This window comes from Pseudoalteromonas phenolica (genome assembly GCF_005876835.1).
Lineage (GTDB): Bacteria > Pseudomonadota > Gammaproteobacteria > Enterobacterales > Alteromonadaceae > Pseudoalteromonas > Pseudoalteromonas phenolica_B.
The window spans coordinates 33,225-49,651 of record NZ_PPSW01000003.1 but is presented as its reverse complement, the minus strand read 5'-3'; the positions used below and the strand labels follow the sequence as shown (position 1 = coordinate 49,651).

Sequence of the window (16,427 nt, the reverse complement as noted above, 5' to 3'; positions counted from 1 at the left end):
TTAAAGTCTCACTACTTGCTGTTCAATAGGGTGGGCTGCTGAAAAGTTCAACATGCTCATGCCTGTGCGTTGTAATCGTTGAAAGCGCTGGTTAAACACTTGCGCAGTTTGCTCGGCAAACTTGTCTCTAAATTGTTTATTCATTAATGGCAACGTCCAAGATTGGCCTTCGGCATCAACCTTGATGGCATCTTGGTAGGCAGGCAGCTGATGTTCGAACGGATCACTTATCTGACAACCAATCAGTTCACAGTGGCGCGCCAGACGTTCAAGCTGTTTGAAATCGGCCTCTTGTAGGTGATTAAAGTCAGAGATGAGATAAATTAAACTGCCCGGTTTGGCTAAGTGCGTTAGGCGTTTTAAGTTATCGGAAAACCGATTCTCAGCGTTTTGTTCACGATTAGCAAAGGCGTGTTTGTGAATATCGACTAATTGATGGCTTAACGACAGTACGCCTTTGTCGCGCGCTGTGGGTTTTAATTCATGATGGGCGTATTCACTAAAGACAATGCCGCCTAAACGGTCACCACGTTGACATGCAGACCAAGCCACAAGCGCACTTAAATGTGCCGCTTGCACAGATTTCAGTAAAAGCTGCGAGCCGAACAACATACTGTTTGATAAATCGGTAAACACAAACACCGGTCGCTCTTTTTCTTCTTGATAGAGCTTAGTGTGAGTAATGCCTGTACGGGCCGTTACTCGCCAGTCGATGGCACGAATATCGTCACCATATTGATATTGGCGAACTTCAGCAAACTCCATCCCGCGGCCTTTATGTGGCGCAAGGTATTGGCCTGCTTGGCTGCTTTGAATGCGCTTTTTCGGTTTTAACGACAAAAGGTGTGCTTTAGATTTGTAGTGAAGCAATTCTTTTAAGTCGAGCTCAGCGCCATTACTGTGGCACTGAGTTAACCACTGTGCGGTATCGAATACGGCTTGTTGCATCATTATGGCACTGGGACAAGTTCAAGAATACGGCTGATCACTTGATCTTTACTGATACCATCAGCCTGGGCTTCGTAACTTAAAATAATGCGGTGACGCAATACATTATGCAGTACAGCTTGAATATCATCTGGCGTCACAAAATCACGTTCATGTAACCATGCGTGTGCGCGGGCACATTTATCAAGGGCGATAGTGGCTCGCGGGCTGGCACCAAACTCAATCCAACGACCCAGTTGCTCATCAAGTTTTGCAGCTTCACGAGTTGCTATGATCAGTTGAACAAGATACTGCTCTAGCGGCTCAGCAAGATGCATCGATAACACTTTCTTACGTGCTTCAAATAAGGTGTTTTGACTTATGGCGGTGAAATCAGCTTGATGCTCTTCTAACGCTTCGCCTCGGGTTAAACGTAGGATGGCAAGTTCGTTTTCAGCGCCCGGGTAGTCGATGTTTAAATGCAATAAGAAACGGTCTAATTGTGCTTCCGGCAGCGGGTATGTACCTTCTTGCTCCAGCGGGTTTTGCGTGGCCATAACCATGAACAGATCTGACAGCGGATAGGTGTTCTTACCAACCGTCACTTGTCGTTCAGCCATAGCTTCTAACAGCGCTGATTGCACTTTGGCTGGTGCACGATTAATTTCGTCGGCTAAGATAAGGTTGTGAAATAGCGGGCCACTTTCGAAAACGAATTCATTGGTTTGCTGACGATAAATGTCAGTACCTGTGACATCCGCTGGTAATAAGTCTGGGGTAAATTGCACACGTTGGAATGTGCCTTCTATGCCTTTAGCGAGGGCGTTAACAGCACGTGTTTTTGCAAGTCCCGGCGGGCCTTCAACCAATAGGTGGCCGTCTGCAAGCATCGCAATAAGTAGCGCTTGGGTCAGTTCTGGTTGACCAATAATCTGCGTATCTAAATATTTTTTCAGAGCTGAGAATTCATTTACTGCCATGGTTTGTCCTTTGCTGACAAAATTTTTTGCTTAATTTATAAGGATTCTATCGTTACTTCTCAAGTGTTTGTTATTAATAAACACAAAATTTGAAGGAAAGAGTACGATATTGTTTAGACTGCGCTAAATCAAATAGTTCCCTTGTTTTGTAAAGATATTTTGCGTCTGGTTAAAAAAACATCTAGGGTTGAGTTTGGTGCTGAATTAATAGCCGAATTAAAATTTTTATTGGCATATTTTTGTTGGTTGTTTAGAATCGATGTAAATTCAACAGGTCAGACCTGTCAGCGGGAGAGCAAATTCAATGTCTGAACAAAACATACTAAAAACAAGAAAAGGCGATAGAATCGCGATTGTCAGCGGTCTTCGTACCCCATTTGCCAAGCAGGCAACAGCATTCCACCATGTTCCAGCGCTAGACCTAGGCAAACTTGTCGTTAATGAGATGCTTGAGCGTCTTAACTTTGATAAAAATGAAATTGACCAATTGGTTTTTGGTCAAGTAGTACAAATGCCTGAAGCGCCAAACATCGCGCGTGAAATCGTATTAGGTACAGGTATGCCAGTATCGGTAGATGCCTACTCAGTATCTAGAGCGTGTGCTACCAGCTTTCAAGCCATTGCTAACGTCGCAGAGTCTATTGTGGCGGGTAACGCCCATGTTGGTATTGCAGGTGGTGCAGATTCTTCTTCTGTATTGCCAATTGGTGTAAGTAAAAAGCTAGCTGGCAGCTTAGTTGATTTAAACAAAGCGCGTACATTAGGCCAGCGCCTTAAAATCTTCAGCAAACTTCGTCTTAAAGATTTATTACCTGTACCGCCAGCTGTGGCTGAGTATTCAACTGGTTTATCTATGGGGCAAACGGCTGAACAGATGGCTAAAACCCATGGTATTAGCCGTGCGGATCAAGACGCATTAGCACACCGTTCACACTCATTAGCGAGTAAAGCTTGGAATGATGGCCTACTTGCAGATGAAGTGATGGCGGCACATGTACCACCTTATAAGTCTTTCATCGAACAAGATAACAACATTCGTCATAACTCAACCATTGAAGGTTATTCAAAGCCTCGTCCTGTGTTCGATAGACAACATGGCTCTGTAACTGCCGCAAACGCAACACCATTAACAGATGGCGCGGCAGCAGTATTGATGATGAGTGAAAGCAAAGCCAAGGCGCTTGGTTATGAAATTCTGGGTTATGTTCGTAGTTTTGGTTTCTCAGCAATCGGCGTACACGAAGATATGCTAATGGGTCCAGCGCACTCAACGCCTATCGCGTTAGACAGAGCGGGGATCACCTTGCAAGATTTAGATTTAATTGAAATGCACGAAGCATTTGCTGCGCAAGCACTTGCGAACATGAAGATGTTTGGCAGTGATAAGTTTGCGCAAGAAAAACTGGGTCGCTCGAAAGCGATCGGTGAAATTGATATGGATAAGTTTAACGTTAACGGTGGTTCACTGGCTTATGGTCACCCATTTGCAGCGACTGGCGCACGTCTTATCACACAGAGCTTAAATGAATTAAAACGCCGTGGTGGCGGGTTAGCACTGACAACTGCATGTGCTGCAGGTGGTCTTGGTGCGGCCTTCGTATTGGAGAGTGCATAATGTCAGTATTTAGTTATGAGCTAACGGATAGCAAGGTTGCAGTTGTAACCATTGATGTTGCCGATGAGAAAATGAATACCTTGCGTGCAAGTTTTGCTGATGACCTATCGGCAATCTTAAAGCAAGGCCGTGATGATAACATTACAGGTATGGTGTTCATCAGTGGTAAAAAAGATAACTTTATCGCAGGTGCTGATATCAAAATGCTAGATAGTGCAAAAACGCGTAATGATGCGTTAGAGCTATCTGAAATGTGTCAGCAAGCTTTCTTCACTATGGCAAATCAAGCATACCCGACGGTTGCTGCAATCCATGGTGCAGCATTAGGCGGTGGTCTAGAGTTTGCCCTTGCCTGTGATTACCGTGTATGTACAGATAGCGATATCACAAAACTAGGTTTACCAGAAGTACAGCTTGGTTTATTACCAGGTGGTGGTGGCACACAACGTTTACCAAAACTAGTGGGTATTCAAAAGTCGCTAGAATGGATGCTTACAGGTAAGCAAGTACGTGCTAAGCAAGCTAAAAAAGCAGGCCTTGTGAATGACTGCGTACCACAGAGCATTCTGCTTGATGTGGCGACCAAGTTTGCTACAAAAGGCAAAGCAAAACCATCTCAGCCTAAGTTAGATAAATTAAGCTGGGCGCTTGAGTCAAACCCATTTGGTCGTAACATCATCTTCAAAAAAGCAGAAGAAGGTGTGTTAAAGAAAACGGGCGGACATTACCCTGCACCGATTAACATCATCAAAGCTGTGCGTGCCTCTGTTGAGCTTGATCCAATGAAAGCATACAAAACAGAAGCAGAAGGGTTTGCTGACTTAGTAATGACCGAGGTGTCAAAGTCACTACGTGGTATTTTCTTCGCGACCACTGAAATGAAAAAAGACTACCAAGACGATGTCGCAAAGGTGAAGCGTACAGCGGTACTTGGTGGCGGTTTAATGGGCGCAGGTATTGCTCATGTAAGTGCGGTTAAAGCGAAAGCCTTAGTGCGCGTAAAAGATGTAGCGCAGCAAGGTGTGAGCAATGCACTTAACTACAGCTACAAGATTTTATCTAAGCGTCAGAAGCGTCGCATTATGTCTCATGCCGACGTACAGCAAACCATGAACCGCATTACGGGCTCGACTGATTACTCAGGTTTTAAGCACGTTGATATGGTGATTGAAGCGGTGTTTGAAGACTTAAACCTTAAGCAAAGTATGGTGGCTGAAATTGAACAAAACTGTTCAGCAGAAACTATTTTTGCTAGTAACACGTCGTCACTGCCGATTGCGCAAATTGCTGAAAAAGCAGAACGCCCAGAGAACATCATTGGCTTACATTACTTCTCACCAGTAGAAAAAATGCCATTGGTTGAGATCATTCCTCATGACGGCACATCTGAGCAAACTATTGCGCGTACGGTTCAATTTGCCCGTAAGCAAGGCAAAACCCCTATCGTGGTAAAAGACAAAGCAGGTTTCTACGTAAACCGTATTTTAGCGCCTTACGTGAATGAAGCAGCGAATCTATTGCTTGCAGGTGAGCCAATCGAGAAGATTGATGCCGCACTGGTTGAATTTGGCTTCCCTGTTGGTCCATTGGCACTGCTTGATGAAGTAGGTATCGACATCGGTTCTAAGATTGCACCAATTCTTGAAAAAGAGCTGGGCGATCGCTTCAAAGCACCCGATGCGTTTAATCGTTTAATCGAGAGCAAACGTTTAGGTCGTAAGACAGGTCGTGGTTTCTACAAGTACGACAAAAAAGGCAAGAAAGTTGATGAGTCTGTATACGAGCTCCTTGGTGTAACGCCAAGCCCACGTTTGAATAAGAAAGAAATCGCAGATCGCTGTGTGTCTTTAATGCTAAATGAAGCAGCACGCTGTTTAGATGAAGGCATTATTGCTAACGAGCGCGATGGTGATATCGGCGCAATCTTTGGTATTGGTTTCCCTCCATTCTTAGGTGGCCCTTTCACTTACATGAACAAGATGGGTATTGAAAACCTGTGTTCACAGTTAGCAACGTTCGCGAACGACAACCCAGTATTCACGCCCGCTGAGTGCTTAGTGCCAGCAGAGACTGCTAAGCCTGAACTTGAAGTGGTTGCTGAAGCAGAAGACGTTATCGAAACGCCAACTGAAGCTGTTAAGACTGAAGAAGAAAAAGTTGAAGCTGAGCCGGAGGCTGTAAAAGTTGATGAATCTAGCACAGATGACAACTTAAAGGCGACAGAAAAGCCAGCTTAATAACAAGATAACTAAGTTATACAAACAGTTATTTCCCTACATTGTTTTGAATCTAAAGGCGCCGTCAGACGCCTTTTTTCGTATCAGCAGAAATGAGTGAGGCTTACCAGTCTACTTTTACTTTCACGGTAAAAAACCTTACAATGCGGCGCAATTATCGACACCAGCATTTTGGACTTCTAGCCCCTTTGATACACCCAATGACAAACCCAATATCGCATCACATTTCAGATCTGACGCAAATCTTTGATGGCCTATTCTCTGAAGCGTACAACACGCGCTTGATAAAAGGTGAGCATGAGCCGATTTACCTCCCTGAAAATGCCGACATCCCATACAACCAAGTGGTTTTTGCCCATGGCTTTTATGCCAGTGCGCTGCACGAAATCGCTCATTGGTTAGTGGCAGGAGAGCGTCGTCGCGAGCTTGAAGATTATGGGTATTGGTATTGTCCTGATGGTCGAAGTGCAGAGCAACAACATGAGTTTGAAAAAGTAGAAATCAAACCGCAGGCTATTGAGTGGGCGTTAAGCGCAGCAGCCGGGTTTGATTTTAATGTGTCGGTCGACAATTTAAATGGTGAGCAAACCTGTCGTTTTAGCTTTCAAAAGCGCGTACAGGCACAAGTGTTCGAGCTATTAGAAAAGGGCTTTAACATTCGTACCGAACAATTATTAAAAGCACTGAGTGACTTTTATAAAACCCCATGGCCGTTAACTGAAGCGCAGTTTGATTGGCAGTGCCCAGAGGAGTTTTTAGATGCAGTTTAAACTAGGATTGATCATTAACCCAGTTGCCGGATTGGGTGGCAGTGTAGCGCTAAAAGGCAGTGATGGCAGTGATACCGCAGCCAAGGCGATGGCATTAGGTGCTGAGCCCAAAGCCAATGCTCGAACGGCATTAGCCCTTGAACAACTAAAAGAAAACCAAGCAAACATCCATGTTTATACCGTCAATGGTGAAATGGGCGAGCGACTGGCTAAAGAAATGGGCTTTGAGACGTATGTGGCTTATCAAAGTGCCACTCCGACAACCCCTGAAGACACTGAAGCCGCGGCGAAAGCGCTGTTAGCCGAAGGGGTTGATATGATCCTATTCGCAGGGGGCGATGGCACTGCACGCAATATTTGTGCTGCGGTCGATGACTCAATTCCTGTTTTAGGTGTACCTGCTGGCTGTAAAATTCACTCTGGCGTATATGCAATTACACCAAAAGCAGCTGGCCGAGTCGTTGATATGCTTGTAAAAGGCGAGCTTGTCACCTTAGGTGAAGCCGACGTCATGGACATTGACGAAGAGGCATTTCGTCAAGGTACAGTAAAAGCGAAACGCTACGGTGAAATGCAAGTACCTAGCGAGTTGCGCTATGTGCAAAGCGTTAAAAATGGTGGCAAAGAAAGCGATGAATTAGTCCTTGCCGATATTGCTGCTTACGCGATCAGCGAGATGGAAGATGACGAGCAATATATTATGGGCTCAGGCTCAACAGTTGCAGCGGTTATGGAAGAACTCGGCCTTGAGAATACCTTACTAGGCGTAGATCTTATCTGTGATCATGAGTTGATTGGTCAAGACATGATCGCTGCAAATTTATTGGCTGCGGCTGAAAAAATGCCAACTAAGTTAGTGATAACCCTAATTGGTGGGCAAGGTCACATTTTTGGTCGTGGTAACCAACAATTAAGCCCTGCGCTTATTCGCAAAATTGGCAAAGAGAATATTATGGTCATTGCTACAAAGACCAAGCTGCAAGCGCTAAATGGCAGACCGCTTATCGCCGATACAGGTGATGAAGCATTAGATAAAGAATTAAGTGGTTACATTAAAGTGATCACAGGCTATAACGACCATGTGATGTATGCCGTTGGCCATGAAGAATTAAACTAGGAGATAAGATGTTATTTCAACAATACGTAGAGTCAGCGCAGCAGTTTTTTGATGATTTAGTAGATAGAGCCAGTGACGATGAATTATTCGCTGGAGGTTACCTACGTGGTCACTTTGATTTAGCTGTCGGTTACGCACAGGTTGAAGGTGAAGATTTAACACCTGAAGAACTAAATGAGCAAATCGAAAAAAGCTTAGTCAAAGCGTATCGTAATGGCGAGCTAACAGATGATGACAAAACTCACGTTGTTAATATCTGGGAGCAGGTTAAAGCCTTAGCTTGATCTGAGTTTTAACTGTCAGATTAAAATAAAAAACCGCGATTATTTCGCGGTTTTTTGTTTTTGCGATAGGGTAGAGTCAGTAATAGAGCTTAGTAGGGACTAAATGATGGCAACTAAAATCACCTTGGCGCAGTTTGTAAAACTTCGTAATGGCGTCCCCTTAGGCCATGCTGACTCATTAAAAAACATGTTATCTCGCTCTCTCGGCGCAGGCTCTTTTGCTCAGTTCTGGCAATATTGGAATCCAGTGTGGGGCTACTACTTGTCTCAATTTGTTTATCAGCCAATTAAACGTTTCTTTGGCAAGTCAATTGCGGTCGTTACGACTTTCTTCGTCAGTGGTTTTTTACACGATTTGGCCATTATGCTGGTCAAGCTACAAAGCAGTATTTTGCTGACGGCGTGGTTTACTTTCATGGGGCTAACTGTCGTTCTGAGTGAAGCCGTAAAACTGAGATATGGCGCATTACCTTGGTTTGTTAGAGCTCAGATAAATATAGGCTTTATAGGTGCTGGTTTTTATTTCACTAAGCAATTATTGAGCTGGGTGCTTTAAAAAGTAAAAAAGGCCATCTACTTGCGAAGATGGCCTTGAATACACTGTAATGAACAATGTTAACTCAAAGGGAAATTGCTTAATCTTTCTGCTCAGCTTTTAGCGCATTTTCGTGCCAGTACTGCCAATGCATATGTGCTTTGTCTTCAGCTAAATGCTTAGGTTGTAAGTAGTCTTTGTATGTATAGCGATAAAACTGACGCGGCTTTTTCTGATCTGTTTTCGCTTCGTCCTTTGTTTGCTCGGCTTTGTGTGCTTGCAACCAAGTTTTAAATTCAGCACCATATTTTTCACCAGACTCATCTAGCAGTTTTTTATAGCCATCGAAGAAATCGGTGCGTAAGAAGTGCGCCAGCTTTAAATAATCTTCACGGTGCTTTTCAAACATAAAGCGCACCGCTAAATAACCCCATTTATAGACGCGGTCTTGCCCATCTTTATATTCCGTGTCGAACACCTCTTGTAGGCTTGGCCAGTCTTTCTCATCAAGCTCAAACGCTTTTTTAAATGCGCGCGGATTATTGTCGCCTTCAGCAATATATTCGGCTAAGCCCTCAGACCACCAAACCATATTGCTTGGGAAGTGGTTAAACGTGTCGTATTTATTGAAGCGGCCATCTAAATAATGCACAAACTCGTGATTTAGATTCCATATCGCAAACTTAGGGCGCACCCAGAAGTGCTCAAAAGTATAGAAAGTTGCTATGTTATCAGGGTCTTGGGTTGTGCCTTCGATATACATACCGCCGTTGTCAGTGTGAATATCAAAGATAAGTTGGCCCCAGCGGTTGTACTCGGCGTGGTTATCAAAAATAACGATACGAAGCTGGTCGTTGAAATCATTCGCGACCGGTTGGCGTTGCGTTGCCAGTTTCTCATGGAAGGTATCAACTTGCTCGTTTAAGCGCTGGCATGAATCATTCAACTCTTTTTTGCTCATCGCTTGCGCTAAGATGTAAGCACTTTTTGAGCACTCGTGCTTAATCGGTAATACATCGGCAATTTTAGGTTCAATACAACGACCTTCTAACGGTGCTTCACTGCACTCTGACTTACCTCTAAACGATGTCACCACATACGGAATGCTGTAAAGGGTTTGCTTTTCAATCTCTGAAAGCGTGCTGTCTTTGCTAAGTGCTTGCCAAACTTGGTTGTCGAGCTGCTCTAGTTCCGCTTCAACAGGCAAGCTGGTTTTATCATCGTTTAAGCTCTTTTGGGCTTCTTCGTCTAAGGCGTAGTATTCGTTCCAATATTGCGTGACATATAAGTTGTAATGCTGTGCCAATGCCCATAGTGCATGTTGCTTAGGCCAGTCATCTCCCTCTCGTACTGCATTTTTGCTGCTAATAAAATTAACTAATACGGTTTTTAAAAGGCTTTGTTGTTGAACGGCAGCCGAAAATGCTTCTTTATTTTTACGTCTTGCTTCATAAGGCAGTACCGAAGCGGCTCTAAGTACTTCCCACATCGCGTAATCGACGGCTTTGCCTTTTGATGTATTGCCTTGAGGTAACGCACTTTCACCATAAAGCGTAATTAGTTGGCTGAGTGGTTGAATGTGCTTGGCAGTTTTATTTTGTAGCGCCTCATTAAAGTACAAGCGAAATAGCGCAGTGGCGTAGTTTTCATGAATGCGAGCAACCGTCTCGTCGATGGTGTAAAAGTCACTATGCTCAGCAATGGCAAGTAAAGCTTTGTTTAATGATTCAGCAGTGCCAGCTTGCCAGTCTTTAGCAGGGCCAAAGCTGCTAAAAATGCGAAGGTAATAGGTTAAGCGCTCTAATTTTTGGCTTGTTAAGCCATATAGTTTTACTTCTTCACGAATGGCTTCTGAGACAGCAAGCAACAAACCTGCTTGATGATGATCAAATTGAGTGCTCCATAAAGTATCAAGCTCGGCGTTAACAATGTTTTGCACCACAGCTTGAGCTTCATCACTTACGACGACAATAGGCGTTTTTGATTCATCTGATGTGTTTTTGGTATCAAGGGTATTACAGCCAACAAGGCCAAGTGCGACACTGGTCGCTAATGCAAGTGCAGTTATTTTCATTGTTATCTGCTCAATAATAAATATTGAATACAATATACATATTTTTGTGGTAGTAGGAAACCTTGTTGGGATAAAACAACTAAAGTTCTGGTTAAATGAATTTAATATATGGCAAGGATAAGAGTAGAGCTAACTGAGTTGTCAGCTCTAAACATTGAAATAATTAGCTTTTAAAAACTAACCAAACTTCTCTTGAAAATAATCTTCAACATCTTCTTTGATGTCTTGGTAATCATCCTCTTCTAGTTCAAGTGCATTAAGCACTTTGTCTTTAATAAAAGGCCAATCAGGATCGGCAATAAAGCGTTTCTGCGTATGCACAAGGTTTTCGGCCATCTTTAGCGTCGCGAGGGTCATGTGCTCTTCGTCTGTGTGCTTTTCAGTGAAATATTCGGCATCGTGATGGCGTAAAATAAGCTGGCAAGTACTCTTTGGTAGGTGCCAACTGCTCGCTAAGAAGTACCCGATCACCGCATGGTTGGTTTTATAGGCTTCTTCTTCGTGTTGCACTAAGTTTTTATCATAATCTCGGTTTGCTGCACCGAGTACTTTTACATAGTTGTTATATTTTACTGCAAGCGCTGGAATACCAGCGTCATGGAATAAACCTAACATATGCAGGTTTTCGGTAGGCACTTTAGATTTTATTTTCTTGCCAATTAATGTTGCGACATCAGCAATTTCTGTCGCTGTATCCCAAAAGCGTTCTAGTTTTATACAACAACTTTTTTGGTCGAACGCTTGTTTTAGTAAGAAACCGCTCACGAGCGTGGCGATACTATTTAAACCTAGGAACATCACCGCTTGGCGAATATCAGTAATGGTTCTCGCAAGGCCATAGCTTGGTGAGTTAATGACCTTTAATACCGCCGCTGATGTTGCTACATCGGTTGAGATTAAATTTGCGATGTCATTCAAATCAGGCTCTGGATCTTTGAGCGTTTGCTGAAGCTGAGTCAGTAGTTCTGGTTTAGGTGGTAGATTAAAACCAGATTTAATGTCTTTAAGCACTGAATCATCAATATCTATCATGGTAAGTCGGATCCCTTTAATGATTTGTGCTAATTGTAGTGGAATTTTTATTCTTAATTATTGCGATAACGCAAAAAAATAATTTTATGGTTATTAACTAAGCGGATCGTATGGCCTTTGGGGACGTTATCTTGCTTGATAGTAGTAATCTAAGTTAAGGTTAAGTAATTTTGTTTTATTGGAAGAAAGCATGACTCAACAAGCGAATACGGCTCAGCCAACCGGTGCTGTGGCCAAGTTTCTTAATGGCATTGAGCGGGTGGGTAATAAACTGCCAGATCCAGCCATTATCTTTTTATCTGCCATGTTACTTATATGGTTACTCTCTTGGTTATTTTCAAGTACGACTTTCGATGCAATCGATCCGCGTACTGGTGAAGCAATCGTTGTACACAACCTGTTAAGCGGTGATGCACTGGCAGGTTTCTTAGCCTCAATGGTTAAAACTTTCACAGGCTTCGCACCATTAGGTGTAGTACTAGTGGCTATGTTAGGTGTGGGTGTTGCTGAGCACTCAGGTTATATTAATGCTGGTTTAAAAATGATGCTTAAGCGTACGCCGCAGGCATTACTAACACCGTCAATTATTTTAATCGCGATTGTGAGCCACACAGCCACTGATGCAGGTTATGTATTGGTTATTCCAATTGCGGGTGTAATTTACTATGCCATGGGCCGTCACCCTCTAGCGGGTATTGCTGCGGCATTTGCAGGTGTAAGTGGTGGCTTCAGTGCCAACTTCGTACCATCAGGTATTGACCCATTACTACAAAGTTTCACACAAAGCTCTGCGCAAATCATCGACCCAACGATTGCGGTAAACCCGTTAAATAACTGGTTCTTTACCTCAGCGTCGAGCGTATTTATCATCCTACTAGGTTGGTACATTACTGATAAAATCATTGAGCCACGTTTACAATCAACAAAAGTAGATGGCGACACTGATAACCTCCCTTCTTTTGATGAAGTCACTTCTAAAGAGCGTAAAGCATTCTTGGTTGCGTCTTCTGTGATGATTGCAGGCCTTGCATTATTAGCCTATGCATCAAGCGGTGAAGACTCAGCACTTCGCAGCCCTAATGGGTCACTGACTGACTTTAGTGCTCCGCTTATGCAATCAATTGTGCCACTTATCTTCTTACTATTTTGGATCCCTGGTGCCATTTTTGGTTTCATGGTAGGTACTTTCAAGTCATCGAAAGACATGATTGATGCAATGAGTAAAGCAATGGGCAGTATGGCTTATTACATTGTTATGGCGTTTTTCTGTGCGTTATTTATTGCGGCGTTCAGCCAGTCAAACCTTGGTGCATTATTGGCAATTGAAGGTGCGGAAGTACTTAAAGCACTTGCTTTACCAAGCTACATCACAGTGGTTGGTATTATTTTCTTAACCGCTTTTGTTAACTTATTTGTTGGCTCAAGCTCGGCAAAGTGGGCGTTATTAGGTCCAATCTTTGTGCCTATGTTAATGCAACTTGGTATTTCACCAGACTTAAGCCAAGCGGCTTACCGTGTTGGTGATTCAAGCTCAAATATCATTACACCACTGATGCCTTACTTCCCGTTGGTGGTTGTATACTGTCAGAAGTATGTGAAAGACACAGGTATCGGTACATTGATTGCGATGATGCTACCTTACTCTATAGCTTTCTTAATTGGTTGGAGCTTGTTCTTATTGGCTTACTGGGGTCTTGGTATTCCACTAGGTCTGCAATCAAGCTACACCTACCCAGGTTAAAGTTTAAGAGCTATAAAAAACGCGCCAATAGGCGCGTTTTTTTGTGGCAATAATACTAAGTTTGTACCTACCTAGTATTAGCTATGTGCTAAGGTTAAATAGAGAATGAAGGAAGGTTTATGTTTTATTGGATTTTAATTGTTATTAGCTGCATATTGACTGTTAAGAGCTTTGCAAGTGTGCATAAAGTAGATGTGATAGCGATTGATTATCCGCCCTTTATTTCGCAGTCAGAGCCAAGCCATGGTATCACCTATGAGCTTTTAGAAAGAAAATTAGCAAACCTAAAACTTATTAAGTTACGTCCTCGATTTCTACCACCTGCAAGAGCGCAAACTGAGCTGACTAAATCTGGTTGGTGTCTAAGTTTTTATCCGCCAGCGCCGAGTGAATTTATTGAACGCATCCCCCTCAGTGAAGATAAAGTTTTGCTCGGTTTTATTAGCAAACAACAGCAGGTTACTTGGCAAAATTTTAAATACTTTAAACAGAAACGCTTAGCCATGTTACGAGCAACCATTACTGAAGGTATGCAAGGGCAGTTGAAACAGGCTGGTGCGGTTATTGTATCAGTTGAGACAGTCGATCAGGGTATTAACTTGTTGCTAAAGGGGCGGGTTGATTTTGCATTTACAGATAATTTGAGTTTTTTGGAAAAGCAAAAGACCAATAAAGAATATGCTCAGCTTGCTTTTGCAAAAACACCCTTGATAGAAGTACAAGTAGGCGTGTATTTTAATACCCAATGTAAATATGCGGGGCTACTTGCCCCACATCTTCGTAAATTAGAAATCAAAAATTAGAAATGCCAAACAACATGGAGTTGCGGTGAAGACTCAGTGATATCTTTACCAAGTTTGTTACGCCACCATTGCCACTCAACACCAAGCATAAGCTGTTTTTCTTTGCCCATTAAAGCATGGCCGATATCCCAGCGCACAGCAGGCTGAGCTAAGATCCAACCTTTTACATCATTGCCAAATTCATCTTCACGGCTGGCAATGTATTCCACGTGACCGGTAAAATAAAACTTATGTTCAGCAATATAAAAAGGCATACCCCAAGCAACATCGAGCATCCAGCTGTCACTTTGAGTTGGCGCGCCGCCTTTTGCAACGCCTTCACTGTCATCAATGTATGCCGTCAAAGTCGTTGAAAGAAAATCAAATCCCGATGCCTTCCAGTTTAACTTAACGCCCGGTAAATACTTAATGACTTTAGCATCACCAGATACATTGATACCCGCCACAAAGCTGGCACTTTGCATTGCTGAATTCGCACTTGGTTGCCACGTTTTTGGCATTAAGAAGCTAGAATACCACTCGCCATAAAAGTCGTTGTTATTAAAGCCATCATCTAAATCATCTTTAGTAAAGTCGATAAAAAAGAAGTTATCGCCATAGTCATAACCCGATGCATGTTGCACTGAATAAATTTGCGTTTGCGCACTTTGCTTACTAAAGGGGTTTTTGACATCGCCAGAGTTAAAGTGAAATTGCGTATCGTTCCAATTCGCTGCAGTAGCAGAAAAAGAACTACATAGTGCGAGAGAGGCTAATAAGCGGATGTTTTGATTCATGATAAATTATTCGCAGAGAGTGGATATGGCGAATTATAGACCCAAATCACTTCAAGATACGAGACTCAGTAAAAAATGATTAGTTTAAAATCGAAAGCATAAAATAGCCCCAGAGAAATTGGGGCTATAAATCAAGAAAAGTGGTTTTTATTGGTCTTTATGCTTTATTTCTGCGCAAGCAGATCACTGTGATAGCGGTGAATGCCAAAATAAAGCAGTAGAATGATGATGTTGAGACATCCCACGGACTGATCTTGAAGGTCGCGCCAAGTAATAATGCTTGTGCACCATAAGGTAACGAGCCTTGCATTACACAGGCAAAAATATCGAGTAAGCTTGCTGAGCGTTTCGCTGATATTTTACCGTCTTCAGCTAACTTCTTAGCCACTGGGCCTGCAACAATAATACTCACAGTATTGTTAGCAATACACAGGTTAGAGGTCAGTACCAGTGCAGCAATGCCTAATTGATCAGCTACCTTGCGGTGAAACTTCGCGATAAATGCAGTCAAACCTTGGATTTTATGCGCCAGATAATCAAGACCGCCATTCACACGGATAAACTCAGACAGACCGCCAATGAACATAGACAGCAAGAAAATCTCTTGCATATCGCTGAAGCCTTTATAAACGTCTTTCGCAAAACTGCCGACTTCATAGTTGGCTGTGAAGCCCATCGCTGCCGCGAAGATAATACCACTAAATAGCACCACGAATACATTTAGACCGGCAACAGCAAGTACTAAAATAAACGCATAAGGCAGAACTAACAACCAATCAAAGTCTTTGGTCTCTACTGCTTGTGGCTCAGGGGTTAAGAAAGTCAGTAGGGCGATAGTCAAAATAGCTGCAGGGATGGCAATCTTTAAGTTTTCTTTAAACTTATCTTTCATTTCACAGCCCTGCGTACGCGTTGCAGCAATGGTAGTGTCAGAAATAATCGATAAGTTATCACCAAACATTGCACCTGAAACTATGGTACCCGCCATAAGCGCTGGGTCGATACCTGTTTTCAGTGATACGGCATACGCAATCGGACCGATAGCACCTATGGTACCCATTGATGTGCCCATCGCCGTTGAAACTACGGCAGCAATTAAAAATAGACCTGGTAGTAACATTGAAGGTGGAATAAGCGATAAACCGGCATTTACAACCGCATCAACACCACCGGTTGCGCCCGCAACAGCAGAAAACGCACCTGCTAGTAGGTAAATTAAACACATGGTTATGATGTTTGAATGACCAGCACCTTTTATAAAGGTTTCAACACTGTCATTGATGGGTTTTCGGTTAACCCAAAATGCGATAACGATAGCTGGTAAAATTGCTACAGGCGCAGGCAACTGGTAAAACGCATAATCTACGCCTTGCGATTGTAGGTATAAGCCTGCACCTAAAAAGAGTGCCACAAAGGTTAGTAAAGGCAGTAGCGACAACTTGGCTGCTACCTTGTTTACAGACGCCTGCATGTAAACCTCATATTAAGAATTAGTTATTTTTATTATGCAACCATTGTTCACACAATTGCGTGCAT

General features: G+C 43.0%; 14 protein-coding genes. 8 read left to right on the top strand and 6 right to left on the bottom strand.

The window, feature by feature from the left end; translation table 11 throughout:
- Positions 1-948: a DUF58 domain-containing protein gene (locus C1E24_RS01510; protein ID WP_138478172.1), complete on the bottom strand. Its 948-nt coding sequence runs from the start codon at positions 946-948 to the stop codon at positions 1-3.
- 2 nt (positions 949-950) lie between these two features.
- Positions 951-1,907, bottom strand: a complete 957-nt coding sequence (locus C1E24_RS01505) for an AAA family ATPase (protein WP_130255485.1) — start codon at positions 1,905-1,907, stop codon at positions 951-953.
- Between the two features lie 304 nt (positions 1,908-2,211).
- Here C1E24_RS01505 and fadI point away from each other — a divergent pair, with 304 nt between their 5' ends.
- From fadI to C1E24_RS01475, 6 genes are all read left to right on the top strand, one after another.
- On the top strand, positions 2,212-3,522 hold the full coding sequence (fadI, locus tag C1E24_RS01500) for an acetyl-CoA C-acyltransferase FadI (protein ID WP_138478084.1): 1,311 nt from the start codon (positions 2,212-2,214) through the stop codon (positions 3,520-3,522).
- Positions 3,522-5,759 carry a fatty acid oxidation complex subunit alpha FadJ gene (gene fadJ, locus C1E24_RS01495; RefSeq protein ID WP_138478082.1) on the top strand — a complete coding sequence of 746 codons (2,238 nt, stop codon included), beginning with the start codon at positions 3,522-3,524 and terminating at the stop codon, positions 5,757-5,759. The genes fadI and fadJ overlap by 1 nt, the downstream gene beginning before the upstream one ends.
- Positions 5,760-5,959: 200 nt before the next feature.
- Entirely contained in the window at positions 5,960-6,529 is a 570-nt protein-coding gene (locus tag C1E24_RS01490) for an elongation factor P hydroxylase (protein ID WP_138478080.1), read from the top strand.
- Positions 6,519-7,646 carry an ATP-NAD kinase family protein gene (locus C1E24_RS01485; protein ID WP_138478078.1) on the top strand — a complete coding sequence of 376 codons (1,128 nt, stop codon included), beginning with the start codon at positions 6,519-6,521 and terminating at the stop codon, positions 7,644-7,646. Before C1E24_RS01490 ends, C1E24_RS01485 begins: the two co-directional genes overlap by 11 nt.
- A gap of 8 nt (positions 7,647-7,654) precedes the next feature.
- A complete protein-coding gene (locus C1E24_RS01480; protein WP_138478076.1) occupies positions 7,655-7,930 on the top strand; it encodes a YfcL family protein in 276 nt (91 codons plus the stop codon).
- Positions 7,931-8,033: 103 nt separating this feature from the next.
- Positions 8,034-8,486: an MBOAT family O-acyltransferase gene (locus C1E24_RS01475; protein WP_346765661.1), complete on the top strand. Its 453-nt coding sequence runs from the start codon at positions 8,034-8,036 to the stop codon at positions 8,484-8,486.
- A 79-nt stretch (positions 8,487-8,565) separates the two neighbouring features.
- Here the strand turns inward: C1E24_RS01475 and C1E24_RS01470 are convergent, their stop codons facing one another.
- A complete protein-coding gene (locus C1E24_RS01470) occupies positions 8,566-10,539 on the bottom strand; it encodes a collagenase (protein ID WP_138478074.1) in 1,974 nt (657 codons plus the stop codon).
- A 177-nt stretch (positions 10,540-10,716) separates the two neighbouring features.
- On the bottom strand, positions 10,717-11,571 hold the full coding sequence (locus C1E24_RS01465) for an HDOD domain-containing protein (RefSeq protein WP_138478072.1): 855 nt from the start codon (positions 11,569-11,571) through the stop codon (positions 10,717-10,719).
- A 190-nt stretch (positions 11,572-11,761) separates the two neighbouring features.
- Between C1E24_RS01465 and C1E24_RS01460 the strand changes: the two genes are divergently transcribed.
- Both C1E24_RS01460 and C1E24_RS01455 read left to right on the top strand, forming a co-directional pair.
- Positions 11,762-13,312, top strand: coding sequence for an AbgT family transporter (locus C1E24_RS01460; protein WP_138478070.1), 1,551 nt, complete (start codon positions 11,762-11,764; stop codon positions 13,310-13,312).
- 119 nt (positions 13,313-13,431) lie between these two features.
- Complete coding sequence (locus C1E24_RS01455) at positions 13,432-14,115, top strand: transporter substrate-binding domain-containing protein (protein WP_138478068.1); 684 nt, start codon at positions 13,432-13,434, stop codon at positions 14,113-14,115.
- Here the strand turns inward: C1E24_RS01455 and C1E24_RS01450 are convergent.
- Both C1E24_RS01450 and C1E24_RS01445 read right to left on the bottom strand, forming a co-directional pair.
- Positions 14,112-14,891 carry a nucleoside-binding protein gene (locus C1E24_RS01450; protein ID WP_138478066.1) on the bottom strand — a complete coding sequence of 260 codons (780 nt, stop codon included), beginning with the start codon at positions 14,889-14,891 and terminating at the stop codon, positions 14,112-14,114. The two genes, C1E24_RS01455 and C1E24_RS01450, sit on opposite strands and share 4 nt — an antisense overlap.
- A 157-nt stretch (positions 14,892-15,048) precedes the next feature.
- Positions 15,049-16,362, bottom strand: coding sequence for a Na+/H+ antiporter NhaC family protein (locus C1E24_RS01445; RefSeq protein ID WP_138478064.1), 1,314 nt, complete (start codon positions 16,360-16,362; stop codon positions 15,049-15,051).
- Between the last annotated feature and the right edge of the window lie 65 nt (positions 16,363-16,427).

Bases quoted from the DNA above. Each gene is read 5' to 3' on its own strand.
- C1E24_RS01485 (WP_138478078.1), top strand. From the start codon at position 6,519: ATGCAGTTTAAACTAGGATTGATCATTAACCCAGTTGCCGGATTGGGT.
- fadI (WP_138478084.1), top strand. From the start codon at position 2,212: ATGTCTGAACAAAACATACTAAAAACAAGAAAAGGCGATAGAATCGCG.
- C1E24_RS01455 (WP_138478068.1), top strand. From the start codon at position 13,432: ATGTTTTATTGGATTTTAATTGTTATTAGCTGCATATTGACTGTTAAG.
- C1E24_RS01490 (WP_138478080.1), top strand. From the start codon at position 5,960: ATGACAAACCCAATATCGCATCACATTTCAGATCTGACGCAAATCTTT.
- C1E24_RS01470 (WP_138478074.1), bottom strand. From the start codon at position 10,539: ATGAAAATAACTGCACTTGCATTAGCGACCAGTGTCGCACTTGGCCTT.
- C1E24_RS01505 (WP_130255485.1), bottom strand. From the start codon at position 1,907: ATGGCAGTAAATGAATTCTCAGCTCTGAAAAAATATTTAGATACGCAG.
- C1E24_RS01460 (WP_138478070.1), top strand. From the start codon at position 11,762: ATGACTCAACAAGCGAATACGGCTCAGCCAACCGGTGCTGTGGCCAAG.
- fadJ (WP_138478082.1), top strand. From the start codon at position 3,522: ATGTCAGTATTTAGTTATGAGCTAACGGATAGCAAGGTTGCAGTTGTA.
- C1E24_RS01475 (WP_346765661.1), top strand. From the start codon at position 8,034: ATGATGGCAACTAAAATCACCTTGGCGCAGTTTGTAAAACTTCGTAAT.
- C1E24_RS01480 (WP_138478076.1), top strand. From the start codon at position 7,655: ATGTTATTTCAACAATACGTAGAGTCAGCGCAGCAGTTTTTTGATGAT.
- C1E24_RS01510 (WP_138478172.1), bottom strand. From the start codon at position 948: ATGCAACAAGCCGTATTCGATACCGCACAGTGGTTAACTCAGTGCCAC.
- C1E24_RS01450 (WP_138478066.1), bottom strand. From the start codon at position 14,891: ATGAATCAAAACATCCGCTTATTAGCCTCTCTCGCACTATGTAGTTCT.
- C1E24_RS01445 (WP_138478064.1), bottom strand. From the start codon at position 16,362: ATGCAGGCGTCTGTAAACAAGGTAGCAGCCAAGTTGTCGCTACTGCCT.
- C1E24_RS01465 (WP_138478072.1), bottom strand. From the start codon at position 11,571: ATGATAGATATTGATGATTCAGTGCTTAAAGACATTAAATCTGGTTTT.